We start from the raw sequence: 21,902 nt of genomic DNA on the forward strand, positions 1-21,902 counted from the left end.
CGCACCGGGCGGCGCCCGCCCCTGAGGGTGGGCGCCGCCCACGCGTGCCCGGCGGATTCCCGGACGTCCACAGGCGGCGGGCGTACGTGTGATTGCGGCTCGCCGGGTCTGGTAGGACGGAGACGTGACCGAGCCGACCCGCGCCCCGCATCCTCAGGAGGCGCTCCTTCCGGCGCCCCCGGCCGCCCCGCAGCGGCCCACAGAGCGGACGCGGGGAGGCACAGAGCGGACGCGGGGCAGCACAGAGCGGACGCGGGGGGGCACAGAGCGGACGCGGGGGACGGCTGAGCGGGCGCGCGGAAGCGCAGGGCGGGCGGGCGCGTCCAAGGGCGCGCGCGAGGCGGCGCCGAACCTTCCCGTCGCCAGGGTCGTCGTGGACACGCCGCTGCCGCACCTCGACCGGCCCTTCGACTACCTCGTGCCCACCACGATGGACGCCGAGGCGGTGCCCGGCTGCCGGGTGCGCGTCCGCTTCGCCGGGCAGCTCGCCGACGGCTACCTGCTCGAACGGCTCTCCGAGAGCGAGCACGAGGGCCGGCTGTCCTTCCTGGAACGGGTGATCTCCCCGGAGCCCGTCCTCACCCCCGACATCGCGCGGCTGGCCCGCGCCGTGGCCGACCGGTACGCCGGGACCATGTCCGATGTCCTGCGTCTGGCCGTTCCGCCGCGGCACGCCCGGGTCGAGGCCGAGGCGAGGACCCCCGCGCGCCGGGCGGCTTCCCCCGACGCCGCCGACGGCGACGTACCCCCGCCTGCCGCCGAGCCCGTACGCGCGACGGCGGACGCCGGTGGCCCGCGGTCAAGCCCCATCGAGGGCGCGGGACCCACAGAGCAGGATGCGGGGCCCACGGAGCAGAATGGGGGATTCACCGAGCAGGATGCGGGATCCACAGGGCAGGATGCGGCCCACGAAGACGCGGCACCCGCGGCGGCGATCCACGCGGTGACGCTCCAGGGGGAGGCGACGCCAGGGGAGGCCGCGCCACACGAGGCGGCGCCACAGGAGGCGGGGCCACACGAGGTGGCGCCACACGAGGCGGCGGGGCGGCGGGCGGCGCGGGCCTACGGCGACGCCTGGAGGGCCTACCCGGCGGGTGCCTCCTTCCTGGAGGCGTTGGCCGAGGGGAGGGCGCCGCGCGCCGTGTGGACGGCCCTGCCCGGCACGGACGCCGGCGGGCCGTCGTGGCCGCACGCCATCGCGGCCGCCGCGCGGGCGACGCTGGACGGCGGCCGGGGCGTCGTCGTGGTGGTGCCCGACGGCAAGGACGTGGCGCTGGTGACCGCGGCCCTGGGGGAGACGCCGCACGTGGCGATCACGGCGGACCTCGGGCCCGCGGAGCGCTACCGGCGCTGGCTCAAGGCGTTGCGCGGCGAGATCGGGATCGTGGTGGGCAACCGCCCCGCGGCGTACGCGCCGGTGGCCCGCCTCGGGCTGGCGGTCGTCTGGGACGACGGCGACGACCTGCACGCCGAGCGTCACGCGCCCTACCCGCACACGCGGGAGGTCCTCGGCCTGCGGGCGCACCAGGCCGGGGCGGGCCTGCTCGTCGGCGGCTACGCCCGCACCGCCGAGGCCACGGCGCTCGCCGAGACGGGCTGGGCGGCCCCGCTCGTCCCCGACCGGACGGCGGTCAGGGCCCGGGCGCCCCGGGTGCGCCCGGCGGGCGACGACGCGGAGCTGGCCCGCGACCAGGCGGCCAGGGCGGCCCGCCTGCCCAGCCTCGCCTGGCGGGCGCTGCGGGAGGGACTGGAGCACGGTCCCGTGCTCGTCCAGGTGCCGCGCAGGGGTTACCTGCCCGCGCTGGCGTGCCGCCACTGCCGCGCCCCCGCCCGCTGCTCGGGCCTGCCGCCGGTGCGCCCGGTCCCGGCGTCCGGGGCGGCCGATCCCGTGCTCGCGGAACCTGTGCTCGTGGAACCTGTGCTCGCGAAACCCATGCTCGCGGAACCCACGGCCACCGGACCCGTGTGCTCGGGCCCGCTCGCGCTGCGCGGCGGGCACGCCGTGCCGTACTGCCGCTGGTGCGGCCGGATCGCGGGCGACTGGCGCTGCCCGTCCTGCGGCGGGACCGGCGTGCGGGCCGTCATCGTGGGCGCGCGGCGCACCGCCGAGGAGCTGGGCCGGGCCTTTCCTTCGGTGGCCGTGCGCACCAGCGGGCGCGACGGCGTGCTCGCGACGGTGAGCGGTGCCCCTGCGCTGGTCGTGGCGACGCCGGGGGCCGAGCCGGTGCCGGACGGCGGCTACGCGGCCGCCGTGCTGCTCGACGGATGGGCGCTGCTGGGCCGTCCCGACCTGCGCGCGGCCGAGGAGGCGCTGCGGCGCTGGACGAACGCCGCCGCCCTGCTGCGGCCGGCGGGGGAGCTGGTCGTCCTGGCCGACGCCGCGGTGCCCGCCGTGCAGGCGCTGCTGCGCTGGGACCCCGTCACCTTCGCCGAACGCGAGCTCGACGAGCGGGCCGAGCTGGGCTTTCCCCCGGCCGTGCGGATGGCGACGCTGACGGGCCCGGGCGCGGCGGTCAGGGAGACGCTGGCGGGCGCCGGGCTGCCTCCCGGGGCGCAGGTGCTGGGGCCGGTGCCGGTGGAGGACGGGCTGGAACGGGCCATGGTCCGGGTGCCGCGCCACCTCGGGTCCGCGCTGGCCCGCGCGCTCAAGGGCGCCTCCGGTGTGCGCTCCGCGCGCAAGGCGCCGGACGTGGTACGTGTGAACATTGATCCGCTCGACCTCATCTGACCGATTCGCCTCGCACAAAGCGAGCCGTTAGCGTGCCTCTGTGTCGATCGAATGGGTGAACCGGGCCGTCGACGGCCTGCGTGCCTGGGGGCGCGAGCGGAACGTCGAGGTCGACGTCGACGAGGTACGTCTGCTGTGCGACTACGCCAGCGACTACCTGGAGGTGAACGAACTGGGCGATTTCCGGCCGGGAACCTTCGAGGAGCTCCTGCTGGAAATCTATCCGCGCAAGGTCATCGCGCCGCCGGAGAGCGCGCCGGAGACGGTCGCCGCGGCGCGGACACTGGTCGAGTTCCTGCTGGACACGGGCGAGATCGGCAGCAAGACGGCCGCCCGGATGCGGGAGACCATCGACCGCATCGAGCCGGAGATGCCGCAGGCGCTCGCGGACACGTCCAAGTTCGGCATGGCCAAGAGCCTGTTCAGCGCCATCGGACCCGACTCCCTGGAGCTCGACTCGGCCCGGGGGGTGGGGGCACAGGGCACGGAGGACGGCGACGAGTGCGACTGCCCCGGCTGCGCGCCCCTGCCGCCCGTACGGCTCGCGCCGCGCGAGGAGGTGGCGCTGGCCGTGCGCGAGGTGCCGCTGCTGCGCGACGCCCACCGGGTGGTGACGTGGCTGGTGGAGGGTGGCCGCACGGTGACGACGCGCCGGTCGCTGCGGGTCAGGGACGCGCGGGCGTGCACGGCCGAGCTCGGCGTCGAGTGTCCGGAACCGGCGTGGCGTCTCGCGCTCGACCTGGGCCTGGCCCGGCTCGACGGCACGGCCGTCGTGGTCGCGGAGGACTTCCGAGAGCTGAACGCGCGCGGTGAGGACGAGCTGCTCGACCTGTGGCGGTCGGCGCTGGAGTTCCTCATCGAGAGGTCCGTGCCGCTCACCGGGGAGGCGGTGGTGGACGAGGGGATGTCCCAGATCCACGACCTGCTCTACCGGCTGCAGTCGCCCGTCCCGGTGGACGCGCTCGCCGACTACCTGCGCGAAGTGGCCGCGGGGCGGCCGGTCGGCAGGCTGGACGAGGCGCTGAGCGCTCTGGCGTACGCGGGAACGGTCCAGCGCACCGAGGACGGCCTGGCCCTGACCTCGCACGCCCTGTGGGGCCTGCGGGAGGTGTACGCCGGCATGGGCCTGGACGCGCCGCTCGCGCCCGCACCGGCCGAGGGCGACGCGAGCGGGCTGATCGCCGGCCTGATCGGCGACGGCACGGCGGACGAGGCGGCCGAGCGGGACATCGCCGAGTGGCTGTCGCGGCGCACCGCCGAGCAGGCGGCGTCGGAGCTGCTCGCCGCCGTGGCCGGCGCCCCGGCGGAGGTGCGCGGGGTCGCCGTGACCATCGTGGACCGGCTGGGCGTCGAGGCGGCGCCGGTCGTGCGGTCCTACCTGGACGACGCCGAACTGCGCCCGCACGCCATCCACTGGCTGTCCTCGCGGGGCCTGGACGCGCCCGCGCTCACCCCCGAGGAGGTCCTGTGGGTGAGCGTCGACATGCTCGCGCTCGCACTGCCCGCCGCCGAGGCCGACCCGGAGGGTTTCGCGGAGAACATCGCGGCCTCGGGGCCGCCCGCCCATCTGATCGAGGACATGTGGCGGGTGGACCACCCCGACGTGGTCGAGGTTCTCGAACTGCTCGGCAGCACGCTGCCGGACCAGGCGGCCGCCAAAGCCGCCCGGAAAGCGGCGTTCAAGGCTCGTTCGCGGGGCATCAGGTGACTGCTGTGCAGTAAGTTGCTGGAATGGCCGACAGCGACGTGCTCACCTTCCCGCCGGTCGACATCGCCCCCGACGAGCAGCTCGTCCACGCGGTGCGGGAGGTCCCGCTCGTGCGGGACGCCCGCCGCATCGCCGAGTGGGTCGGGGCCCGGTGCGCCGCCTCTCCCCGGGGTGTGTGCGAGGTGACCGAGCAGGGGCTGCCGCACCCCGCCGAGGCCGAGGCGGTCGTCGCCGAGCTGGGCCTGGAGGCAGCCAGGCTGCGCCTGCTGTGGGTGGTCGCGGTCAACGGCCGTCTCGTGGAGGTCACCCGGCAGGGCGCCCGTCCCGGGCCCGGGGTGCCCGACCCCATGGAGTTCTGGGACGGCGTGGTCATGGACGTGCTCGACCGGACCGAGGAGGGCCTGACCGGGTCGGCCGTCGTCGACGAGCACCTCACCGAGATCCTCGCGACGATCTACTCGGTGCGTGAGGGCATGCCGCTCGCCGCCTTGGCCGGCGGCATCCTCCAGGCCCACGAAGTGGGCTGCGAGGCGCGGCCTGCGGACCTGCGGCGGCTGCGGATGACCCTGCCGGGGGAGCTGGCGGCGGCCATGGCGCTGCTGGAGTACTGCGGGCTGATCGAGCTGAGCGGGGAGCTCGTCCGGCTCAGCCAGCCGGGCGTGTGGGCCGTGCGCCGCGACCTGCTGAGGGAGGGCCACGACGCGCCGTCGCTCGGGGAGGTGGCCGCGCTCGCGGAGCTGGGCGCCGCCGACCTCATCGACGCCATGCTGACCGGCCGGGCCTCCGCCAGCGCCGCCACGCTGTGGCTGGAGCGCCGGGTGCCGGAGGACGCGGCGCGCGAGCTCATCAAGATCGCCGCGTCGGGCAACGCCGCCCAGCGCGGCACCGCGGGGACCGTGCTCGAGGAGCTGGGCCCGGAGGCCGCGCAGGCCGTGCGGGAGGCCCTGGACGAGCCGATGATGTGGCGCTACGCCGCGGCCTGGCTGGGCGTGCGGGACCTGGAGGCGCCGGCCCTCGGCGAGGGTGACGGGGCCTGGGTGGCGGTGGACACCCTCGCCGCCCTGCTCTACATCGGCGCGCCGGTCGACTCGGTGGCCCATTTCGACCTCCTCGGCGAGGATCTGCTCACGCTGGTGCCCGAGATGGGCCGGGCCGACCATCCCGACGCCCTCGCGGTGCTGGAGATGCTCGGCAGGCACCATCCCGATCCGCTGATCGCGAAGACCGCCAGGAAGACGGCGATGAAGGTGCGTTCACGCCCGTAGACTGGGGTGATCCTCCTCGTGTACGTGACGTGAACGGAGCCAACCCTTGGCCATTCAGCCGATCCGCCTGTTCGGCGACCCGGTGCTGCGCACTCCGGCCGAGCCGGTGGTCGACTTCGACAAGGAACTGCGCAAGCTCGTCAAGGACCTGACCGACACGATGATGGACGCGCCGGGCGCGGGCCTTGCCGCGCCGCAGATCGGCGTCGGCCTGCGCGTGTTCACCTACTACGTGGACGATCAGCTCGGGCACCTCATCAATCCCGAACTCGACCTCGGCGGCGAGACGGACGAGGAGGGCGAGGAGGGCTGCCTGTCCTTCCCCGGCCTGACCTTCCCGACGCCCCGCGCGATCAGGGCGGTGGCCAAGGGCTTCACCATGCACGGCGAGCCGGTGACGATCGAGGGCACCGACCTCATGGCGCGCTGCTTCCAGCACGAGACCGACCACCTGGACGGCGTGCTGTTCATCGACCGGCTGGACGCCAAGCAGCGCAAGCTCGCCATGAAGGCGATCCGCGAGGCCGAGTGGAGCGGCCTGTCGGCACCGGTGGTGAAGATCTCGCCGCACGCCACGCAGGGAAGGGCCCTGTAGTGCGCCTGGTCTTCGCCGGCACGCCCGACACCGCGCTCCCGTCGCTGCGCGCCCTGCTGGACTCGCCCCGCCACGAGGTGGTGGCCGTGGTGACCCGGCCGGACGCGCAGTCGGGCCGGGGACGCAAGGTGCACCCCAGCCCGGTGGCCCAGCTCGCGGAGGAGTCGGGGGTCGAGGTGCTCAAACCGGCGAAGGCCGGAGACCCGGAGTTCCTCGACCGGCTGAGGGCGATCGGCCCCGACTGCTGCCCCGTGGTCGCGTACGGCGCCCTGCTGCCGCAGGCGGCGCTCGACATCCCCCCGCAGGGGTGGATCAACCTGCACTTCTCCGTGCTGCCCGCCTGGCGCGGCGCGGCGCCCGTGCAGCACGCCGTGCTGCACGGCGACGACGTCACCGGCGCCTCGACCTTCCGCATCGTGAAGGAGCTGGACGCGGGGCCGGTGTTCGGGGTGCTGACCGAGCGGATCCGTCCGGACGACACGAGCGGCGCGCTGCTGGCCCGGCTCGCGGAGGCGGGGGCGGGCCTGCTGCTGGCCACGCTCGACGGCGTCGAGGACGGCACGCTGGAGGCGCGTCCGCAGCCCGCGGACGGCGTCAGCCTGGCCCCGAAGATCACGGTCGAGGACGCCAGGATCGACTGGGCCGCGCCCGCGATGCGGGTGGACCGGTTGGTGCGGGCCTGCACTCCGGCTCCTGGTGCGTGGGCCGAGTTCCGCGGCCAGCGGGTCAAGATCGGCCCGGTGCGGCTCGCGCCCGACGCGGGCAAGCTCGCCCCGGGAGAGATCGCGGCCACGCGGAAGGCCGTCCTCGTCGGGACCGGCACCCACCCCGTGGAGCTCGGCGAGGTGCAGCCGCAGGGCAAGCGGCAGATGAGTGCGGCCGAATGGGGCCGCGGCGTCCGGTTCGCGGACGGTGAGACCCTGGTCTGAAGGGCCCTGCCCGCCGGGATCCCGGCCCCGGCACCGTGCCGGGCGGACGGCATGGCGGGTAGCGGAGAGTGGGCCGCCGAGCCGGAGCCGTCTCGGTGAGCGGCGGAGCCGAAGGCGGCGGATCAGCGAGTGACAGGGTCGTAGGCGGCAGCGTCGAAGGTGGCAGGGTCGAGGGTGACACCGTGAAGCAGGGCAGAGGTCAGGGCGGCGGCGGGCGGCGCGGCCAGGGGAGCGGCCAGGGCGGCGGCACAGGTAGCGGCACTGGTGGAGGCACAGGGCAGGGCCGCCCGGGACACGGCGGCAGGGCGGGCCACAGCGGGCAGGCCGCGCACGCGGCGAAGGCCGGGCAGCCGAGGCAGGGCCGCGGGCGCCCGCCCCGCGACGAGGCGCGCAACGCCGCCTACGACCTGATGCGGGCCGTCGACGAGCGCGACGCCTACGCCAACCTGCTCATGCCGACCCTGCTGCGGCAGCGGCGCATCACGGGACGCGACGCGGCCCTCGCCACCGAGCTGGCGTACGGCACGCTGCGCGGCCTCGGGACCTACGACGAGGTCATCGCCGCGTGCAGCGATCGGCCGCCTGAGGAGGTGGACCCGCCGCTGCTCGACGCGGTGCGTCTCGGCGTCCACCAGCTTCTGAGCACGCGGATCCCGCCCCACGCGGCGGTCAGCGCCACCATCGACCTTGTACGGCTGCGCGTAGGGCCGGGCCCGTCCCGCTACGCCAACGCCGTGCTGCGCAAGGTCGCGGGCCGCACGCTGGAGGAGTGGCTGGAGATCGTCGCCCCGCCGCGGGCGCAGGACCCGGTCGGCAACCTGGCGGTCACCTACAGCCACCCGCGCTGGATCGTCACCGCCCTGCGCGACGCGGTGGGCGGGGACGTGGACGAGACGGCCGCGCTGCTGGAGGCCGACAACGAACGGCCCCGCGTGGCGCTGGTGGCGCGGCCGGGACGGGCCACGGTGGAGGAGCTGGTCGCGGCCGGGGCCGAGCGGGCCGCCTACTCGCCGTACGCGGTCTACCTGCCGGAGGGCGATCCGGGCTCCATCCCCGCGGTGGGGGAGGCGCGGGCCGCGGTGCAGGACGAGGCCAGCCAGCTCGTCGCGCTCGCGCTGACCCGCGTGCCGCTCGACCGGGACTCCACCTGGCTGGACATGTGCGCCGGCCCCGGAGGGAAGGCCGGGCTGCTCGACGCGGTGGCCGCGCAGCGGGACGCCCGGCTGCTCGGCGCCGACGTGCAGTATCACCGCGCCCGGCTGGTGTGGGGCACCACCCGCGAGGCGAAGGTGATCACGGCCGACGGCACGCGGCCCGCCTGGCGGCCCGGCGCGTTCGACCGGGTGATGCTCGACGCCCCCTGCACCGGGCTCGGCGCCCTGCGCAGGCGGCCGGAGGCCCGGTGGCGGCGCGACCCGCGGAGCATCCCCGAGCTCACCGCGCTGCAGCGGCGGCTGCTCGACTCGGCGCTGGAGGCCGTCCGTCCGGGCGGCGTCGTGGCGTACGTGACCTGTTCGCCGCACCTGGCCGAGACCCGGGCCGTGGTGGAGGACGTGCGCGACCGCGTCGAGGTGCTGGACGCCCGCGCGTTCCTGCCCGAGGTGCCCGGCCTCGGCGACGGCCCGTACGCGCAGTTCTGGCCGCACCGGCACGGCACGGACGCGATGTTCCTGGCGCTGCTGCGCCGCTCCTGACGGGTGCCGTCGCCGCCCGCCGCGCGCAGCATCTCTTGGGCGACGGTGAAGAGCAGGCGCGCGATGGGCGACGAACGCGCGGATCGTTGTCATCGACCGCGGACGTGGGCGAGCATCTCATCCACTGAACCGGCAGGATCGCTGATCGGAAACTGCACCGCCCGGATGATCGCGTCGGGGTCGACCAACAGAGTGAGACGCTTGAAGCGGTCGACGCCGGCCGTTCGGAAGGTCGGCAGCAGCAGCCCAGCGGCGAGTCTGCTGTCCTGGTCGGACAGGAGGGGGTAGGGCAACCTCGCGTGCGTGACGAAGGCGGCCAACTGGTCGGGGCGCTGGGTGCTCACGCCTCGGATCGTGGCACCTGCCGCCTCGAAGTCGGCACACCGTGACGCGTAGGTGAGAGCCTCCGAAGTGCAACCCTTCGTCCCCGGGGTGTCGGCCCAACCGGGCGGGTAGCCCTGAGTGCCCGGGGCGAAGGCACCGGGGAAGAAGTAGAGCACAGTCCAGACGCCCGCCGCGTTGGGCGTGACCGGCTCGCCGTCATGTCGTTCCAGCACGACATCCGGCATTTTCCGGTTGACCAGCTCGTGCACGCGACGGCTCTCGGCGGCGCGGCGGCGGTCGTCTCCATCCCGCTGGCCTGGTGGCTGGACCGGCTGACGATCGCCCAGCTGGTGATCGTGGCCCTCGTGACGAGCTTCGCGAACGTCGTCTTCGACGTCGCCAACTCGACCTTCCTGCCGTCGATCGTGAGCAAGGAGCAGTTGCAGTCCCGTAACAGCCTGACGTCCGGCACCCACGCCACTACTCAGCTCGGTGGGCCGTCGGTCGGCGGCCTCATCGTCCAGGCGCTCGGGGCGGTGCCCACCCTCCTCGTCGACGCGGCCGGCTACCTTGTCTCAGCCCTGCTGCTGCGGACCCTGCCCGAACGCCGCGCGGAGGCCCCCGACCGCTGGCCACCGGTGCGCGCGATGATCCGCGAAGGCTGGCGCTTCGTCGTGCACCACCCGGTCATGGGTCCGTGCATGTGGGCCGCCACCGCGGCCAACACGGTCTGCGGGGCACAGCACGCGCTCTACGCGTTGTACCTCGTACGCGAGCTGCACGCCGAACCCGGCCTCGTCGGCCTGCTGCTGGCGGCGGACGGCGTCGGCACGCTGATCGGCGCGGCTTTGACGAACCAGGTCACGGCCAGGCTCGGCACCGCCCGCGCCCTGATCGTCGCCGGTTTCGTCGCGGTCGCCGGGGCGCTCGTCGTTCCCCTCGGCACCGGTTGGCAGGGCTTCGCCGCCTTCGCCGCGGGCAACGTGGTGTTCGCCGCCGGCGTCGTGATGCTCAGTGTGGTGACCCGCACGTACCGGCAGATCGCCAGCCCGCCCGACCTGCTGCCTCGGGTGATGGCCACGGTCCGCTTCGTCTCCTGGGGTGCGATCCCGATCGGCGGGTTGATCGCCGGACTGATCGCCGGGGTTCTCGGCGGCCGGGTCACCCTGATGATCTTTGTCGTCGCGGCCGTCTGCATACCGCTGGTCCTGCTGGCCTCATCGATCCGGCACCTGCGCGACCTCACCGACTATCGGCTGAGCGACGAATCCACCGGCTCGCCACCGCATCGTCGGCAGCTCGCCCCTGAAGTCCAAGCGGACACATCCAACCCGTGAAGCCCAGGTACGCGAAAGATGTCGAGATCACGCTCCGCTGCATCAGCGTGCGCGGTGCTCCGGCGGTGAACAGCGGCGTCCCGGCGCCCAGCGGCTGCCCAGCGGCGTCCCGGCGCCTGACCGTCGGGGCCGCCGGGGGACGGGCGGGACGGACGCCCGGGCGAAATAGACTGCAGGCACTATGGCCGTTCAGATCTCGCCCAGCATCCTGTCCGCAGACTTCGCCCGCCTCGCCGACGAGGCCGCACGGGTGGAGAACGTCGCCGACTGGCTCCACGTCGACGTGATGGACTACCACTTCGTGCCGAACCTGACGCTCGGCCTGCCGGTCGTCGAGTCGCTTCTGAAGACCACCTCGACGCCGATCGACTGCCACCTCATGGTCCAGGACCCGGACCGGTGGGCGCCGGACTACGCGGAGGCGGGAGCCGCCAGCGTCACCATCCACGCGGAGGCGGCCAAGGCCGCCGTGCGTACGCTGCGGGCGATCCGCGCCGCCGGGGCGAGGGCCGGTCTGGCGCTGAACCCGGCGACCGCCGTCGAAGGGTACGAGGACCTGCTGCCCGAGATCGACATGCTGCTCGTCATGACCGTCGAGCCGGGCTTCGGCGGGCAGCGCTTCCTCGACATCGTGCTGCCGAAGGTGGCGCGGGCACGGGCGCTGATCGACAAGTACGGCGGCGAGGTGTGGCTCCAGGTCGACGGCGGCGTCTCCGTGGAGACGATCGAACGCTGCGCCGAGGCCGGGGCCGACGTCTTCGTGGCGGGCAACGCCGTCTACGGCGCCGACGACCCCGCCCGCGCCGTCGCGGAACTCCGGAGCCTCGCCGAGCGGGCCACCCCGCCCGCCTGAGCGGACGCCCCCTGCCGGGGAAAGCCGCCTCCCTATCGATCCGTCAGGCCGTGCCGTACGGCACGGCCTGACGAGGCGGGCGCCCGATCGGCGGGCTCACTCACCGGCTGCGAACCCGTTGCTCGCGTCAGGCGAGGGCGGGGTCGAGGACCACGTCCTCGCCCTGCGTGGTGGGCGCCTCGGGGAAGTGGCAGGCGGTCAGGTGACCCTCGCGGTTGCCGCTGAGCCTGACCAGGGGTGGCACCTCGGTGGCGCACTTGTCCTGGGCCTTCCAGCAGCGCGTGCGGAACCGGCACCCGGACGGCGGGTTGATCGGCGAGGGCACGTCGCCGGCCAGGCGGATGCGCTCGCGCGGCTCGCTCGACACGTCCGGCTCGGGCACGGCCGACAGCAGGGCGTGCGTGTACGGATGCCGCGGCCGCTCGTAGATCGACTGGCGGTCGCCGATCTCGACGATCTTGCCGAGGTACATGACGGCGACGCGCTGGGAGAAGTGCCGTACGACGGCGAGGTCGTGCGCGATGAACAGGAACGCGATGCCGAGGTCGCGCTGCAGTTCCTGCAGCAGGTTGACCACCTGGGCCTGGATGGAGACGTCCAGCGCCGACACCGGCTCGTCGGCGATGATGAGCTTGGGATCGAGCGCCAGGGCCCGGGCGATCCCGATGCGCTGCCGCTGACCGCCGGAGAACTCGTGCGGGAAGCGGTTGAAGTGCTCGGGGTTGAGGCCGACGATCTCCAGCAGCTCCTGGACCCGCTTCTTGCGCCCGCCGGACGGGTTGATGTCGTTGACCTCCATCGGCCCGCGGATGATCGTGCCCACGGTCTGGCGCGGGTTGAGCGAGCTGTAGGGGTCCTGGAAGATCATCTGGATCTCGGGGCGGATCGGCTTGAGCCGCTTGCGCGAGCTGTGGCTGATGTCCTGCCCCCGGTAGAGGATCTTGCCCGAGGTGGGTTCGAGCAGGCGGGCCGCCAGGCGGCCGGTGGTGGACTTGCCGCAGCCCGACTCGCCCACCAGACCGACGGTCTCGCCCGCGCCGACCGCGAGGTCGACGCCGTCCACCGCGTGCACGGCCCCGACCTGACGCTTGATCAGCGTGCCGCCCCGCACGGGGAAGTGCTTGACCAGCTCCTTGAGCTCCAGCAGCGTCTCGTTCATGCGCGGTCCTCGGTCTTCGCGGTGCGGAGTTCCCTCTTCTGCTCGAGGGTGAGGTAGCAGGCGTCGCCGTGCCCGGTCTCCGGGGAGATCGACGGCCGCTGGTTGAAGCACAGCTCCGGCCCGGCGAGCTTCGGGTAGTCGCAGCGCGGGTGGAACGGGCAGCCGGACGGCGGGTTCAGCATGCTCGGGGGAGTGCCGCGCACCGGCCTCAGCGGGACGTCCACGGACGAGTTCAGGCGCGGCATCGACGACAGCAGGCCCCAGGTGTAGGGGTGGCGCGGCTCGCGCAGCACCTCGCGGACGGTGCCGCGCTCGGCCGCCCGCCCGGCGTACATGACCAGGACGTTGTCGGCGGTGCCGGCCACGACGCCGAGGTCGTGGGTGATCAGGATGATCGCGGTGCCGAACTGCTGCTGAAGCTCCTTGAGCAGGTCGAGGATCTGCGCCTGCACGGTCACGTCGAGCGCGGTCGTCGGCTCGTCGGCGATGAGCAGGTCGGGGTCGCACACCAGCGCCATCGCGATCATCGCGCGCTGCCGCATGCCGCCGGAGAACTCGTGCGGGTAGTGGTCCACCCGCGTCTCCGGCTGGGGGATGCCCACACGCCGGAGCATCTCGACGGCCCGGTCGCGGGCCTCCTTCTTGCTCGCGCCCTTGTGCTTGCGGTAGACCTCGCCGATCTGCCGGCCGATCGTGTGGAACGGCGACAGCGCGGTGAGCGGGTCCTGGAAGATCATGGCGACGCGGTTGCCGCGGAGTTTCTCCATCGTGCCGCGGCCCGCCGAGATCAGCTCCTGGTCCTCCAGCCAGATCTCCCCGCCGATCTTCGTGTGGGCGGGGTCGTGCAGGCCGAGGATGGCGAGGTTGGTCACCGACTTGCCCGATCCGGACTCGCCGACGATGCCGAGCGTGGTGCCCTTCTCCAGATCGAAGGACAGGCCGTCGACGGCGTGCACGATGCCGTCCTCGGTGCTGAACTCGACGCTCAGGTCGCGGACGGACAGGAACGGCCCGGGGCCGCGCGAGGTCCCCGGCTCGCCGCTCCACGACACGGTGGTCACTTGCTGCTCCAGTTCCCGGTTCGACTTGGTTGGGCGTTCGACGTGTTAGGCGGGGCTCAGCTCAGGCGGACCCGCGGGTCGATGAACGCGTAGAGCACGTCCACGACGATGTTCAGCAGGACGATCGCCGCCGCGCCCACGATGGTCACGCCGAGCAGCATCGGCAGGTCGGTGTTCTGCACGGCGCGTACGGCCAGCTCGCCGATGCCGTGGAGGCTGAACGTCTGCTCGGTGATGATCGCGCCGCCGAGGAGCGTGGCGAGGTCGACACCGAAGATCGTGATGATGGGGATCATCGCGCCGCGCCAGGCGAAGCGGAAGAACACCGACCGGCTCGACATGCCCTTGGCGCGCGCCGTGCGGACATAGTCCTCGGCGAGCTGCTCGACCATCTGCGAGCGGGTCATGCGGGTGTAGTTGGCGGTGAAGATGATCGACAGCACCACCCACGGCAGCATCAGGTGGGTGAACCAGTCCAGCGGGTTCTCGGTGATCGGCACGTAGGACGGGCGCGGGATCAGCTGCATGGTGTCCACCAGGTAGAACGCCAGCAGTGGCCCGACGAAGTAGATCTGGAGCGAGGCCCCGATGACCGACGAGGAGCTGGCGATCTTGTCGAGCGGCTGCCCGACCTTCCAGGCCGCGATCATGCCGGTGAGGATGCCGAACGCCAGGATGACCACCGAGGCGCCGAGGGTGAGCGACACCGTCACCGGGAAACGGTCGACGATGGCGCTGAAGACGGGCTCCTGGGTGGCGAAGGAGTAGCCGAGGCAGGGCGCCGGGCAGGAGCCGAACTGGACGAACTCCCGGCCCGCGAAGATGCCGACCAGCCAGTGCCAGTACTGCACGAACAGCGGCTCGTCCATGCCCAGGTTGTGCCGGATCAGCGCCAGCGTCTCGGGCTGGCAGATCTTGCCGCAGAACGCCCGGGCGGGGTCACGCGGGACGGCGTAGAAGAGGTAGAACGTGATCGCGCTGATGATCATCAGGATCACGAGTGCGCCGGCGACGCGGCGTACCAGATAGCTGGTCATGGTCTCGCACTTGCTCCTGAGGGCGGGACGGGCCTGGGGCCCGCCGCCCCGCGGAGGGGCGGCGGACCCGGGTTGCCGCTACTTGACGAAGATGTCGAGCGCCGACTGCTCGCCCTCGACCGGGTCGAACTTGACCCCGCCGAGGCCCGAGCCGTACAGGCCGAAGTAGGTCTGGTAGAACTCGGGGACGATCGCGGCCTGGTCCATGATCTGCCGGTCGATCGCGGCCCACGCCTTGCCCGCCTCGGCGGCGTCGCTGATCGCGTTGGCCTTGTCGATGGCGTCGTTGATCTCCGGCACGTTGAGGTGCGTGTAGTTAGGCTGGTTGTCGGAGATCAGGCGGCCGTCGTACTGCGGCTGGATCGCGGTCGAGCCGGTCGGCCAGTCGGCCGCCCAGCCGCCCCAGTAGATGTCGTACTTGTTGTCCACCGGGCCGATGGCGTCGTAGTAGGTGCCCGCGTTCAGCGGCTTGGCCACCACCTTGAAGCCGGCCTTGCCGAGCGCCTCCTTGATGGCGACGGTGACCTTCTCCTGGGTCGGCGTCTGGTTGTAGGCGTAGACCACGGTCGGGTTCGGGTCGCTCGCCTTGGCGAGCAGCGCCTTGGCCGCCTCGGGGTCGCCCTCGGGCTTCTGGAGCTTGTTGTACAGGTCGAACGCCTCGTAGCCGAGCACCGTCGGGCTCATGACCGTCGTGGCGATCTTGCCGGCCGAGATCTCACCACCCTGGAGCTGCTGGATCTGCTTGGACGGCCAGGCCGTGATGATGGCCTTGCGGACGTTGACGTCGGTGATCCGCTTGGTGTTGATGTTGTAGAAGGTCGTGAACGGCGTCAGGCCCTGCAGCGACCGCTTCATCAGCTCGGGGTCGTTCAGCACTTCCTGGGTGCGCTCGGGCGCGACCGGGTTGTGGAAGGTGAACGCCTGCTTGTCGTTGCCGGCGTCGGCCATGAAGCGCTCGGTGGTCTGCTGCGACTGAAGGCCGAACTCCATGTGGAACTTGTCCGGGTAGGCGTGCCGGATCGGGTCGGTCTTCGGGTCCCAGTTCTCGTTGCGCTCCAGGTCCATCGACTTGTCCGTGATGTGGCTCACGATCTTGTACGGACCCGAGGAGAACGGCTGCTTGTCGTACTTCTGCTTCGTGTCCTGCGCCTTGGGCACGGCGCCGTAGCCGGTCATGGCCACGGTGAAGTTGAAGTCGGGGTGCAGCCCGTTGAGGTGGAAGATCACCGTCTTGTCGTCCGGAGTCTCGATCGTGTCGAGCTCCTTGCCGTCGTACGGGCCCTTGTACTGGTCGCGGAACGGCTTCTTCGGGTCCGGGACCAGCCAGGTCTCGGCGTAGTCCGGGCCCTCGGTGATGAAGTCGGCGAACAGGCGCTCGAAGCTGTACTTGATGTCACCGGAGGTGATCGGCGAGCCGTCCTGCCACTTCAGGCCGTCCTTGAGCGTGAACTTCCACGTCTTGCCGTTGTCGGTGGTGGTGCCGGTGTCGGTGGCCAGGTCGCCGACGAGCTTGATGTTGCCCGAGTCGTCGTGCTTGTACGCCGTGAGCTGGCGGGTGAACAGGTGGGACACCGAGGAGTTGTAGTTCACGTAGACGCGGCCCGGGTCCAGGTGGCTGAAGTCGTCCCGGTCGATCATGTAGACCGTGCCGCCGGACTTGGCGCCCTGCACCTCGGGGGCGGGGCCGGTGGAGTCGGCCGCGGTGCCGACCGAGATGGCGCTGACGGCCTTGTTCTCCAGCGGCTTCTGGGAGGCGCCCCCCGCGCTCTGGGGCGCTCCGCCCCCTCCGCCCTTGGCGCAGCCGGCCAGGGCCAGCGCGCCCGCCGCGAGTACGGCCGTCATCGAGGCGATCCGCCTGCTATGGGATCTCATGTGGTCCTTCCTATGGGGGAGAGCGCGCGTGGTCAGCGCTTTGTCTTGGGGTCGAAGGCGTCGCGGATGGAGTCCCCGAGCAGGTTGAAGGCGACGACGAAGATCAGCATCGACACGCCGGGGAACAGGAGGTAGGTCACGTCGGAGTGGTAGACGTTCGCGCCCACCTGGAACATCCGGCCCCAGTCGGGGGTGGGTTCTGTCATGCCGACGCCGAGGAAGCCGAGACCGGCCTCGGCGCCCACGTACAGCGGGAGCGCGAGCGTGGCCTGGATGATGATCGGCGTCCAGAGGTTGGGCAGCAGTTCCTTGAAGATCACCCGCGCCGGCGACGCACCGGTGACGCGGGCGGCCTCCACGAACTCACGAGCCCGCAGCGACAGCACCTGGGCACGCAGCAGGCGGGCGATCGTGGCCCAGCCGAGGACGGTGAGGACGACGCAGATGGACACGTAACGCAGCCAGACCGGCGTCTCCTCCTCGGGCAGCACGAACGCCGCCTCGACGACCGGGAGGAAGACGATGAGGAAGAGCTGCGAGGGAAAGGCGAGCAGCGTGTCGATGACCCGCCCGATCACGTAGTCGGTCTTGCCGCCGATGTAGCCCGAGGTGATGCCCATCACGATGCCGATGATCGTGGACACCACGGTGACAATGACCGCGATGCTCAGCGAGGTGCGGATGCCGTACACGAGCTGCGTGAACACGTCGCGGCCCAGGCCGGGCTCCAGCCCGAACCAGAAATCGCCGCTCACGCCGCCGTTGGGCGCGATGGGATAGCCGAACTCGTTGAGCAGGCCGGGCTGGTTCTGGCCGTAGGTCGTGTACGGATCCTTGCCGTACAACGCCGCGATCACGGGAGCCAGAAGCGCGATCAGGAAGAACGCGAGCACGATGATCGCCGAGACCACGCCCGTCTTGTCGCGCCGGAAACGGCGCCACATGAGCTGGCCGGGCGAGCGGCCGACGACGGCGGAACCGGAACCGGCCGTGCCCGCGGTGTCCGCGGACTCCGCGGCGGCGTCGGTCGCGGTCGAGGAGGGGAACGTCATGGTGCGGTGCTCCCGGATGGACCATTAACGATCGGAAGAGATCCGACTATAGGGAACCCTGGCAACTAATTTTGCGGGGGTCAATCACTTGAGGCGGGTAGTTCGCCACTTGCTTGCTTCGTTGTGCAAAGTAAATCACCTTGTGTCCTGCGCCCGCATTGACCTCGGTATACGTGGCACGGAACACTACTTATTACACAAATGTTTTTGTGTCACAACTTTGTGACACAACTCGCACATGGTTGAGACCAACTGCATCTGGTTAACCGTGTGCCGCAGATCACCACAATCCCGCCCTAGGGCAACGAGCCGGGCACGGCTACACTGACGGGTAGCAGAGCAGCGTGCTCCGGGGTCGGTGTAATTCCGAACCGGCGGTGACACCCCTGTCCCCAGGGGTGACAGTCCGCGACCCGGCCGAAGCCATCGGCCGGTGGACCTGGTGAGATTCCAGGACCGACGGTGAAAGTCCGGATGGGAGGAAGCGCGCGAACGGTCGGCCGTGGTGCCGCCGGTCGGCCATGGTGGCCGCGCCGGCAGCGTAGGCCGTCCGTGCAGGTGATGCGAGGCCGCATCCCTAACGATCCCCGGGGCCCGCCGTAGACAACGGCGAGAGGAAGACCGGGGTGACCTCAGCGGACATCCTTCACATGCGGCGCGCGATCGCGCTCGCCGCCCGGGGCCTGGGCGGCACCAGCCCCAATCCCGTCGTCGGCTGTGTGATCCTCGACCCGTCGGGCGAGGTCGCGGGAGAGGGCTTCCACGCCTACGCCGGCGGCCCGCACGCCGAGGTCGTGGCGCTGCGCGAGGCCGGCGGACGGGCCAGGGGCGGCACGGCCTACGTGACGCTGGAGCCCTGCAACCACACCGGCAGGACCGGCCCCTGCTCCGGCGCCCTCCTGGAGGCGGGCGTGGCCCGGGTCGTCGTCGCCGTCTCCGATCCCAACCCGAAGGCCGCGGGCGGCGCCGCCGTCCTGCGGCGGCACGGCGTCGTGGTGGACGAGGGCGTGCTGGCCGCCGAGGCCGAGGAGGTCAACGCCGCCTGGCTGACCTACGTGCGGGCCGGCAGGCCGTACGTGACCTGGAAGTTCGCCGCCACCGTGGACGGCCGCTCGGCGGCCGAGGACGGCACCAGCCAGTGGATCACCTCGCCCGAGGCCAGGGCCGACGTGCACCGCCTGCGGGCCGAGTGTGACGCCGTCGTCGCCGGCATCGGCACCGTGCTCGCCGACGACCCCCGGCTGACCGTCCGGCTCACCGCCGGTGTCCCCGCCCCCCCGCGCGCGGCGCCCGTGCTGCGCGTGGTCGTGGACTCGGGCGCCCGCACCCCGGCCGCCGCCCGTGTCCTGGACGGCGAGGCGCCGACGCTGGTCGCCGTGGCCGAGGACGCGGCCGTCCCCGCCCACCTGTCCCCCCACGCCGTACGGCTCCCGCGGGTCCCCGGCGGGATCGACCTGCACGCCCTCCTGGCCGAGCTGCACGACAGGCAGGTCGTGAGCGTGCTGATCGAAGGCGGGCCCGCCCTCGCCGGCGCCTTCCTCCGCGAGGGCCTGGTCGACCGGGTCGTCGGCTACCTCGCCCCGGCGCTGCTGGGGGCGGGGGCGGCCGCGCTCGGCCCCGCGGGCGTCTCGACGATCACCGAGATCCACCGGCTGGAGTTCGCCGAAGTCACCCCCGTCGGACCGGACCTCAAGCTGGTCCTGCGTCCGAAGTCCCCTGTGTCTCCAAGTCCTGTGTCTCCAACCCCTGTGCCTCCGAAGTCCTCCGGCCCGCAGTCCCCTAAGGAGAGCTGAATGTTCACCGGAATCGTCGAGGAGCTCGGCGAGGTCGTGGCGCTCGAGCCGCGGGGCGACTCCGCGCGCCTCACGGTGCGCGGCGCGGTCGTCACCGCCGACGCCGGGCACGGCGACTCGATCGCCGTCAACGGCGTCTGCCTCACGGTGGCCGGCGCCGAGGGGGACTCCTTCACCGCCGACGTGATGAAGGAGACCCTCGACCGGTCCTCGCTCGGGGCCCTGAGCCCCGGCTCACGGGTCAACCTGGAGCGCGCCGTACGGGCCGACCAGCGGCTCGGCGGGCACATCGTGCAGGGCCACGTCGACGGGACCGGGGAGGTGCTGTCGCGCGAGCCCGGGGAGCACTGGGAGGTCGTGTGGCTCTCGCTGCCCGCGAACCTCGCCCGGTACGTCGTGGAGAAGGGCTCGATCGCGGTGGACGGCGTCAGCCTCACCGTGGCCGGCGTGACGGACGACTCCTTCTCCGTCAGCCTGATCCCCACCACCCTCGAACTCACCACGCTCGGCCGCAAGCAGCCGGGCGAGCCGGTCAACCTCGAGGTCGACGTGATCGCCAAGTACGTCGAGAAGCTCACCGCGGCGACCGCCAAGGGGGCGGCGGCATGAGCTGGACGGAGGCCGGGTTCGACGTGTTCGGGCAGCACGTCCTGTGGACCGACCTGGTGGGCAACGTGTGCGCGCTGGGGACGGTCTGGCTCGCGATCAGGAAGACGATCTGGACCTGGCCGGTGCAGCTCGTCGGTTCCGTGCTGCTGTTCGTGGCGTCGGTCAGCGCGCACATCACCGGCAACGCGCTCAAGCAGGTGCTGTTCGGCATCCTGGCGATCTACGGCTGGGTGAAGTGGTCGCGCGGCACGCGCGGCGGCGCGGAGCTGCCGATCCGCTCGGCGCGCGTCCGGGAGCGCGTGACGCTCGTGACCGTCATGATCGCCGGGACGGTCGCGGTCGCGCTGCTGTTCACCTTCCTCAACTCCCGCGGCTGGAACATCTCCTGGGCGCCGTGGCCGGACGCCTACATCTTCGTCGGCAGCGCGGTGGCGACCTGGGCGCAGGGCAAGGCGCTGGTCGACTTCTGGATCATCTGGGTCGCCGTGGACCTCGTGGGGGTACCGCTGGCGTTCAGCTCCGGGCTGGTGGTCTCCGGCCTCGTGTACGGATTGTTCTTCGTGATGGTGATGATCGGGTTCCGGGACTGGCTGCGCCAGTCGCGCGAGTTGCGGGCGGTGACCGCATGAGTGGGATCAGGCTGGACCCGATCGAGCGGGCCGTCAACGACATCAGGGACGGCAGGCCCGTCGTGGTGGTGGACAACGAGAACCGCGAGAACGAGGGCGACCTCATCTTCGCGGCGTCGAAGGCCACGCCCGAGCTGGTCGCCTTCATGATCCGTCACACGAGCGGCGTCATCTGCGTCGGCATGGAGGGCGCCACGCTCGACCGGCTCGGCCTGCCGCTGATGGTGCAGGACAACCGCGAGCGCCTGCGCACGGCGTACACGATCAGCGTCGACGCGAGGGACGGGGTGACGACGGGCATCTCCGCCGCCGACCGGGCCAAGACGATCAGGACGCTGTGCGACTCGGCCACCGAGCCGTACGAGCTGGTCCGGCCGGGGCACATCTTCCCGCTGCGCTACCGCGAGGGCGGCGTGCTGGTGCGGCCGGGGCACACCGAGGCGTCGGTGGACCTCGCCAGGCTCGCCGGGCTGACCCCGGCCGGCGCGCTCGCCGAGATCGTCAACGACGACGGCACGATGGCGCGCCTGCCCCGCCTGCGCGAGTTCGCCGACGAGCACGACCTCGCGCTGGTGTCGATCGAGCAGCTCATCGAGCACCGCCGCAGGTCCGAGCGGATGGTCACCCGGGTCGCCGAGACGCGCATCCCCAACCGCTACGGCGTCTGGCGCGCGTACGGCTACGCCAGCGCGCTCGACGGCGGCGAGCACCTCGCGCTGGTGTACGGCGACATCGACGACGGCGAGAACGTGCTCGTCCGGGCGCACTCGGAATGCCTCACCGGCGACGTGCTCGGCTCGCTGCGCTGCGACTGCGGCGTGCAACTCGACACGGCCATGCGCATGATCGCCGAGAACGGGCGCGGCGTGATCGTGTACCTGCGCGGCCACGAGGGGCGCGGCATCGGCCTGCTGGCCAAGCTGCGGGCCTACAGCCTGCAGGACAACGGCAGCGACACCGTCGACGCCAACCTGGAGCTGGGGCTGCCGGTGGACGCCAGGGAGTTCTCCAACGCCGGGCAGATGCTCGCCGACCTCGGCGTGAAGTCGGTGCGGCTGCTGACCAACAACCCGGCCAAGGTGCGCGGCATGGACGGGTACGGCATCAAGGTCCTGGGCCGCGAGGCCATGCCGGTGGCGATGAACCCGTACAACGAGAGGTATCTGACCGCCAAGCGCGACCGGCTCGGCCACGAGATCTCGGGCGACGTCCCCCGGGACATCCACGGCGAGCACTTCGGCAAGGAGGCCTCGTGAC

18 protein-coding genes and 1 riboswitch are annotated in these 21,902 nt (G+C 72.2%); of the genes, 12 read left to right on the forward strand and 6 right to left on the reverse strand.

Annotated features, from left to right (window positions below; all coding sequences use genetic code 11):
- Positions 1–373: 373 nt before the first annotated feature.
- The 6 genes from QSK36_RS18650 (at position 374) to QSK36_RS18675 (ending at position 8,919) form a co-directional block, all read left to right on the forward strand.
- Complete coding sequence (locus QSK36_RS18650; RefSeq protein WP_285783306.1) at positions 374–2,728, forward strand: primosomal protein N'; 2,355 nt, start codon at positions 374–376, stop codon at positions 2,726–2,728.
- A 40-nt stretch (positions 2,729–2,768) separates the two neighbouring features.
- Positions 2,769–4,436 (forward strand): hypothetical protein, encoded by a 1,668-nt coding sequence (locus tag QSK36_RS18655; RefSeq protein ID WP_285783307.1) that lies wholly within the window; start codon positions 2,769–2,771, stop codon positions 4,434–4,436.
- A gap of 23 nt (positions 4,437–4,459) precedes the next feature.
- The gene (locus QSK36_RS18660; protein ID WP_183539579.1) at positions 4,460–5,701 is read left to right on the forward strand and encodes a hypothetical protein; all 1,242 of its coding nucleotides are present in this window, start codon (positions 4,460–4,462) and stop codon (positions 5,699–5,701) included.
- Between the two features lie 46 nt (positions 5,702–5,747).
- Positions 5,748–6,296 (forward strand): peptide deformylase, encoded by a 549-nt coding sequence (gene def, locus QSK36_RS18665; RefSeq protein WP_139574469.1) that lies wholly within the window; start codon positions 5,748–5,750, stop codon positions 6,294–6,296.
- Entirely contained in the window at positions 6,296–7,225 is a 930-nt protein-coding gene (fmt, locus tag QSK36_RS18670) for a methionyl-tRNA formyltransferase (protein ID WP_285783308.1), read from the forward strand. The genes def and fmt overlap by 1 nt, the downstream gene beginning before the upstream one ends.
- Positions 7,226–7,635: 410 nt before the next feature.
- Positions 7,636–8,919, forward strand: a complete 1,284-nt coding sequence (locus QSK36_RS18675) for an RsmB/NOP family class I SAM-dependent RNA methyltransferase (RefSeq protein WP_221264094.1) — start codon at positions 7,636–7,638, stop codon at positions 8,917–8,919.
- 89 nt (positions 8,920–9,008) lie between these two features.
- On the opposite strand, the gene QSK36_RS18680 is transcribed toward QSK36_RS18675, so the two are convergent.
- Complete coding sequence (locus QSK36_RS18680; RefSeq protein ID WP_285783309.1) at positions 9,009–9,512, reverse strand: peroxiredoxin; 504 nt, start codon at positions 9,510–9,512, stop codon at positions 9,009–9,011.
- Between QSK36_RS18680 and QSK36_RS18685 the strand changes: the two genes are divergently transcribed.
- Entirely contained in the window at positions 9,507–10,580 is a 1,074-nt protein-coding gene (locus tag QSK36_RS18685; RefSeq protein ID WP_285783310.1) for an MFS transporter, read from the forward strand. The two genes, QSK36_RS18680 and QSK36_RS18685, sit on opposite strands and share 6 nt — an antisense overlap.
- A gap of 181 nt (positions 10,581–10,761) precedes the next feature.
- Positions 10,762–11,433, forward strand: coding sequence for a ribulose-phosphate 3-epimerase (gene rpe / locus QSK36_RS18690; protein ID WP_183539585.1), 672 nt, complete (start codon positions 10,762–10,764; stop codon positions 11,431–11,433).
- Positions 11,434–11,560: 127 nt separating this feature from the next.
- On the opposite strand, the gene QSK36_RS18695 is transcribed toward rpe, so the two are convergent.
- The 5 genes from QSK36_RS18695 to QSK36_RS18715 all read right to left on the reverse strand — a co-directional run bounded on the left by QSK36_RS18695 (position 11,561) and on the right by QSK36_RS18715 (position 17,614).
- On the reverse strand, positions 11,561–12,592 hold the full coding sequence (locus QSK36_RS18695; RefSeq protein ID WP_183539587.1) for an ABC transporter ATP-binding protein: 1,032 nt from the start codon (positions 12,590–12,592) through the stop codon (positions 11,561–11,563).
- Entirely contained in the window at positions 12,589–13,653 is a 1,065-nt protein-coding gene (locus tag QSK36_RS18700; protein ID WP_285783311.1) for an ABC transporter ATP-binding protein, read from the reverse strand. Before QSK36_RS18700 ends, QSK36_RS18695 begins: the two co-directional genes overlap by 4 nt.
- 56 nt (positions 13,654–13,709) lie before the next feature.
- Entirely contained in the window at positions 13,710–14,690 is a 981-nt protein-coding gene (locus QSK36_RS18705) for an ABC transporter permease (protein WP_183539590.1), read from the reverse strand.
- A gap of 78 nt (positions 14,691–14,768) precedes the next feature.
- Positions 14,769–16,562 carry an ABC transporter substrate-binding protein gene (locus tag QSK36_RS18710; RefSeq protein WP_183539592.1) on the reverse strand — a complete coding sequence of 598 codons (1,794 nt, stop codon included), beginning with the start codon at positions 16,560–16,562 and terminating at the stop codon, positions 14,769–14,771.
- Between the two features lie 32 nt (positions 16,563–16,594).
- Positions 16,595–17,614, reverse strand: coding sequence for an ABC transporter permease (locus tag QSK36_RS18715; protein ID WP_142556737.1), 1,020 nt, complete (start codon positions 17,612–17,614; stop codon positions 16,595–16,597).
- A gap of 340 nt (positions 17,615–17,954) precedes the next feature.
- A riboswitch (FMN riboswitch) is annotated at positions 17,955–18,106 on the forward strand.
- Positions 18,107–18,240: 134 nt separating this feature from the next.
- On the opposite strand from QSK36_RS18715, the gene ribD reads away from it, so the two are divergent.
- Genes ribD through QSK36_RS18735 form a run of 4 tightly spaced genes read left to right on the forward strand, consistent with a single transcriptional unit; the run spans position 18,241 to position 21,901 of the window.
- A complete protein-coding gene (ribD, locus tag QSK36_RS18720; RefSeq protein ID WP_285783312.1) occupies positions 18,241–19,407 on the forward strand; it encodes a bifunctional diaminohydroxyphosphoribosylaminopyrimidine deaminase/5-amino-6-(5-phosphoribosylamino)uracil reductase RibD in 1,167 nt (388 codons plus the stop codon).
- The gene (locus QSK36_RS18725; protein ID WP_285783313.1) at positions 19,408–20,016 is read left to right on the forward strand and encodes a riboflavin synthase; all 609 of its coding nucleotides are present in this window, start codon (positions 19,408–19,410) and stop codon (positions 20,014–20,016) included.
- The gene (locus tag QSK36_RS18730) at positions 20,013–20,645 is read left to right on the forward strand and encodes a nicotinamide mononucleotide transporter family protein (protein ID WP_285783314.1); all 633 of its coding nucleotides are present in this window, start codon (positions 20,013–20,015) and stop codon (positions 20,643–20,645) included. The genes QSK36_RS18725 and QSK36_RS18730 overlap by 4 nt, the downstream gene beginning before the upstream one ends.
- Complete coding sequence (locus QSK36_RS18735; protein WP_183539597.1) at positions 20,642–21,901, forward strand: bifunctional 3,4-dihydroxy-2-butanone-4-phosphate synthase/GTP cyclohydrolase II; 1,260 nt, start codon at positions 20,642–20,644, stop codon at positions 21,899–21,901. The genes QSK36_RS18730 and QSK36_RS18735 overlap by 4 nt, the downstream gene beginning before the upstream one ends.
- The last annotated feature ends 1 nt before the right edge of the window (position 21,902 follow it).

This window comes from Microbispora sp. NBRC 16548, assembly GCF_030268985.1.
GTDB classification, from domain to species: domain Bacteria; phylum Actinomycetota; class Actinomycetes; order Streptosporangiales; family Streptosporangiaceae; genus Microbispora; species Microbispora catharanthi.

What these genes read in the sequence shown, in the direction of transcription:
- QSK36_RS18675 (WP_221264094.1), top strand. Translation starts at nt 7,636, where the DNA reads ATGCGGGCCGTCGACGAGCGCGACGCCTACGCCAACCTGCTCATGCCG.
- QSK36_RS18660 (WP_183539579.1), top strand. Translation starts at nt 4,460, where the DNA reads ATGGCCGACAGCGACGTGCTCACCTTCCCGCCGGTCGACATCGCCCCC.
- rpe (WP_183539585.1), top strand. Translation starts at nt 10,762, where the DNA reads ATGGCCGTTCAGATCTCGCCCAGCATCCTGTCCGCAGACTTCGCCCGC.
- QSK36_RS18730 (WP_285783314.1), top strand. Translation starts at nt 20,013, where the DNA reads ATGAGCTGGACGGAGGCCGGGTTCGACGTGTTCGGGCAGCACGTCCTG.
- QSK36_RS18715 (WP_142556737.1), bottom strand. Translation starts at nt 17,614, where the DNA reads ATGACGTTCCCCTCCTCGACCGCGACCGACGCCGCCGCGGAGTCCGCG.
- QSK36_RS18725 (WP_285783313.1), top strand. Translation starts at nt 19,408, where the DNA reads ATGTTCACCGGAATCGTCGAGGAGCTCGGCGAGGTCGTGGCGCTCGAG.
- QSK36_RS18710 (WP_183539592.1), bottom strand. Translation starts at nt 16,562, where the DNA reads ATGAGATCCCATAGCAGGCGGATCGCCTCGATGACGGCCGTACTCGCG.
- QSK36_RS18705 (WP_183539590.1), bottom strand. Translation starts at nt 14,690, where the DNA reads ATGACCAGCTATCTGGTACGCCGCGTCGCCGGCGCACTCGTGATCCTG.
- QSK36_RS18695 (WP_183539587.1), bottom strand. Translation starts at nt 12,592, where the DNA reads ATGAACGAGACGCTGCTGGAGCTCAAGGAGCTGGTCAAGCACTTCCCC.
- QSK36_RS18735 (WP_183539597.1), top strand. Translation starts at nt 20,642, where the DNA reads ATGAGTGGGATCAGGCTGGACCCGATCGAGCGGGCCGTCAACGACATC.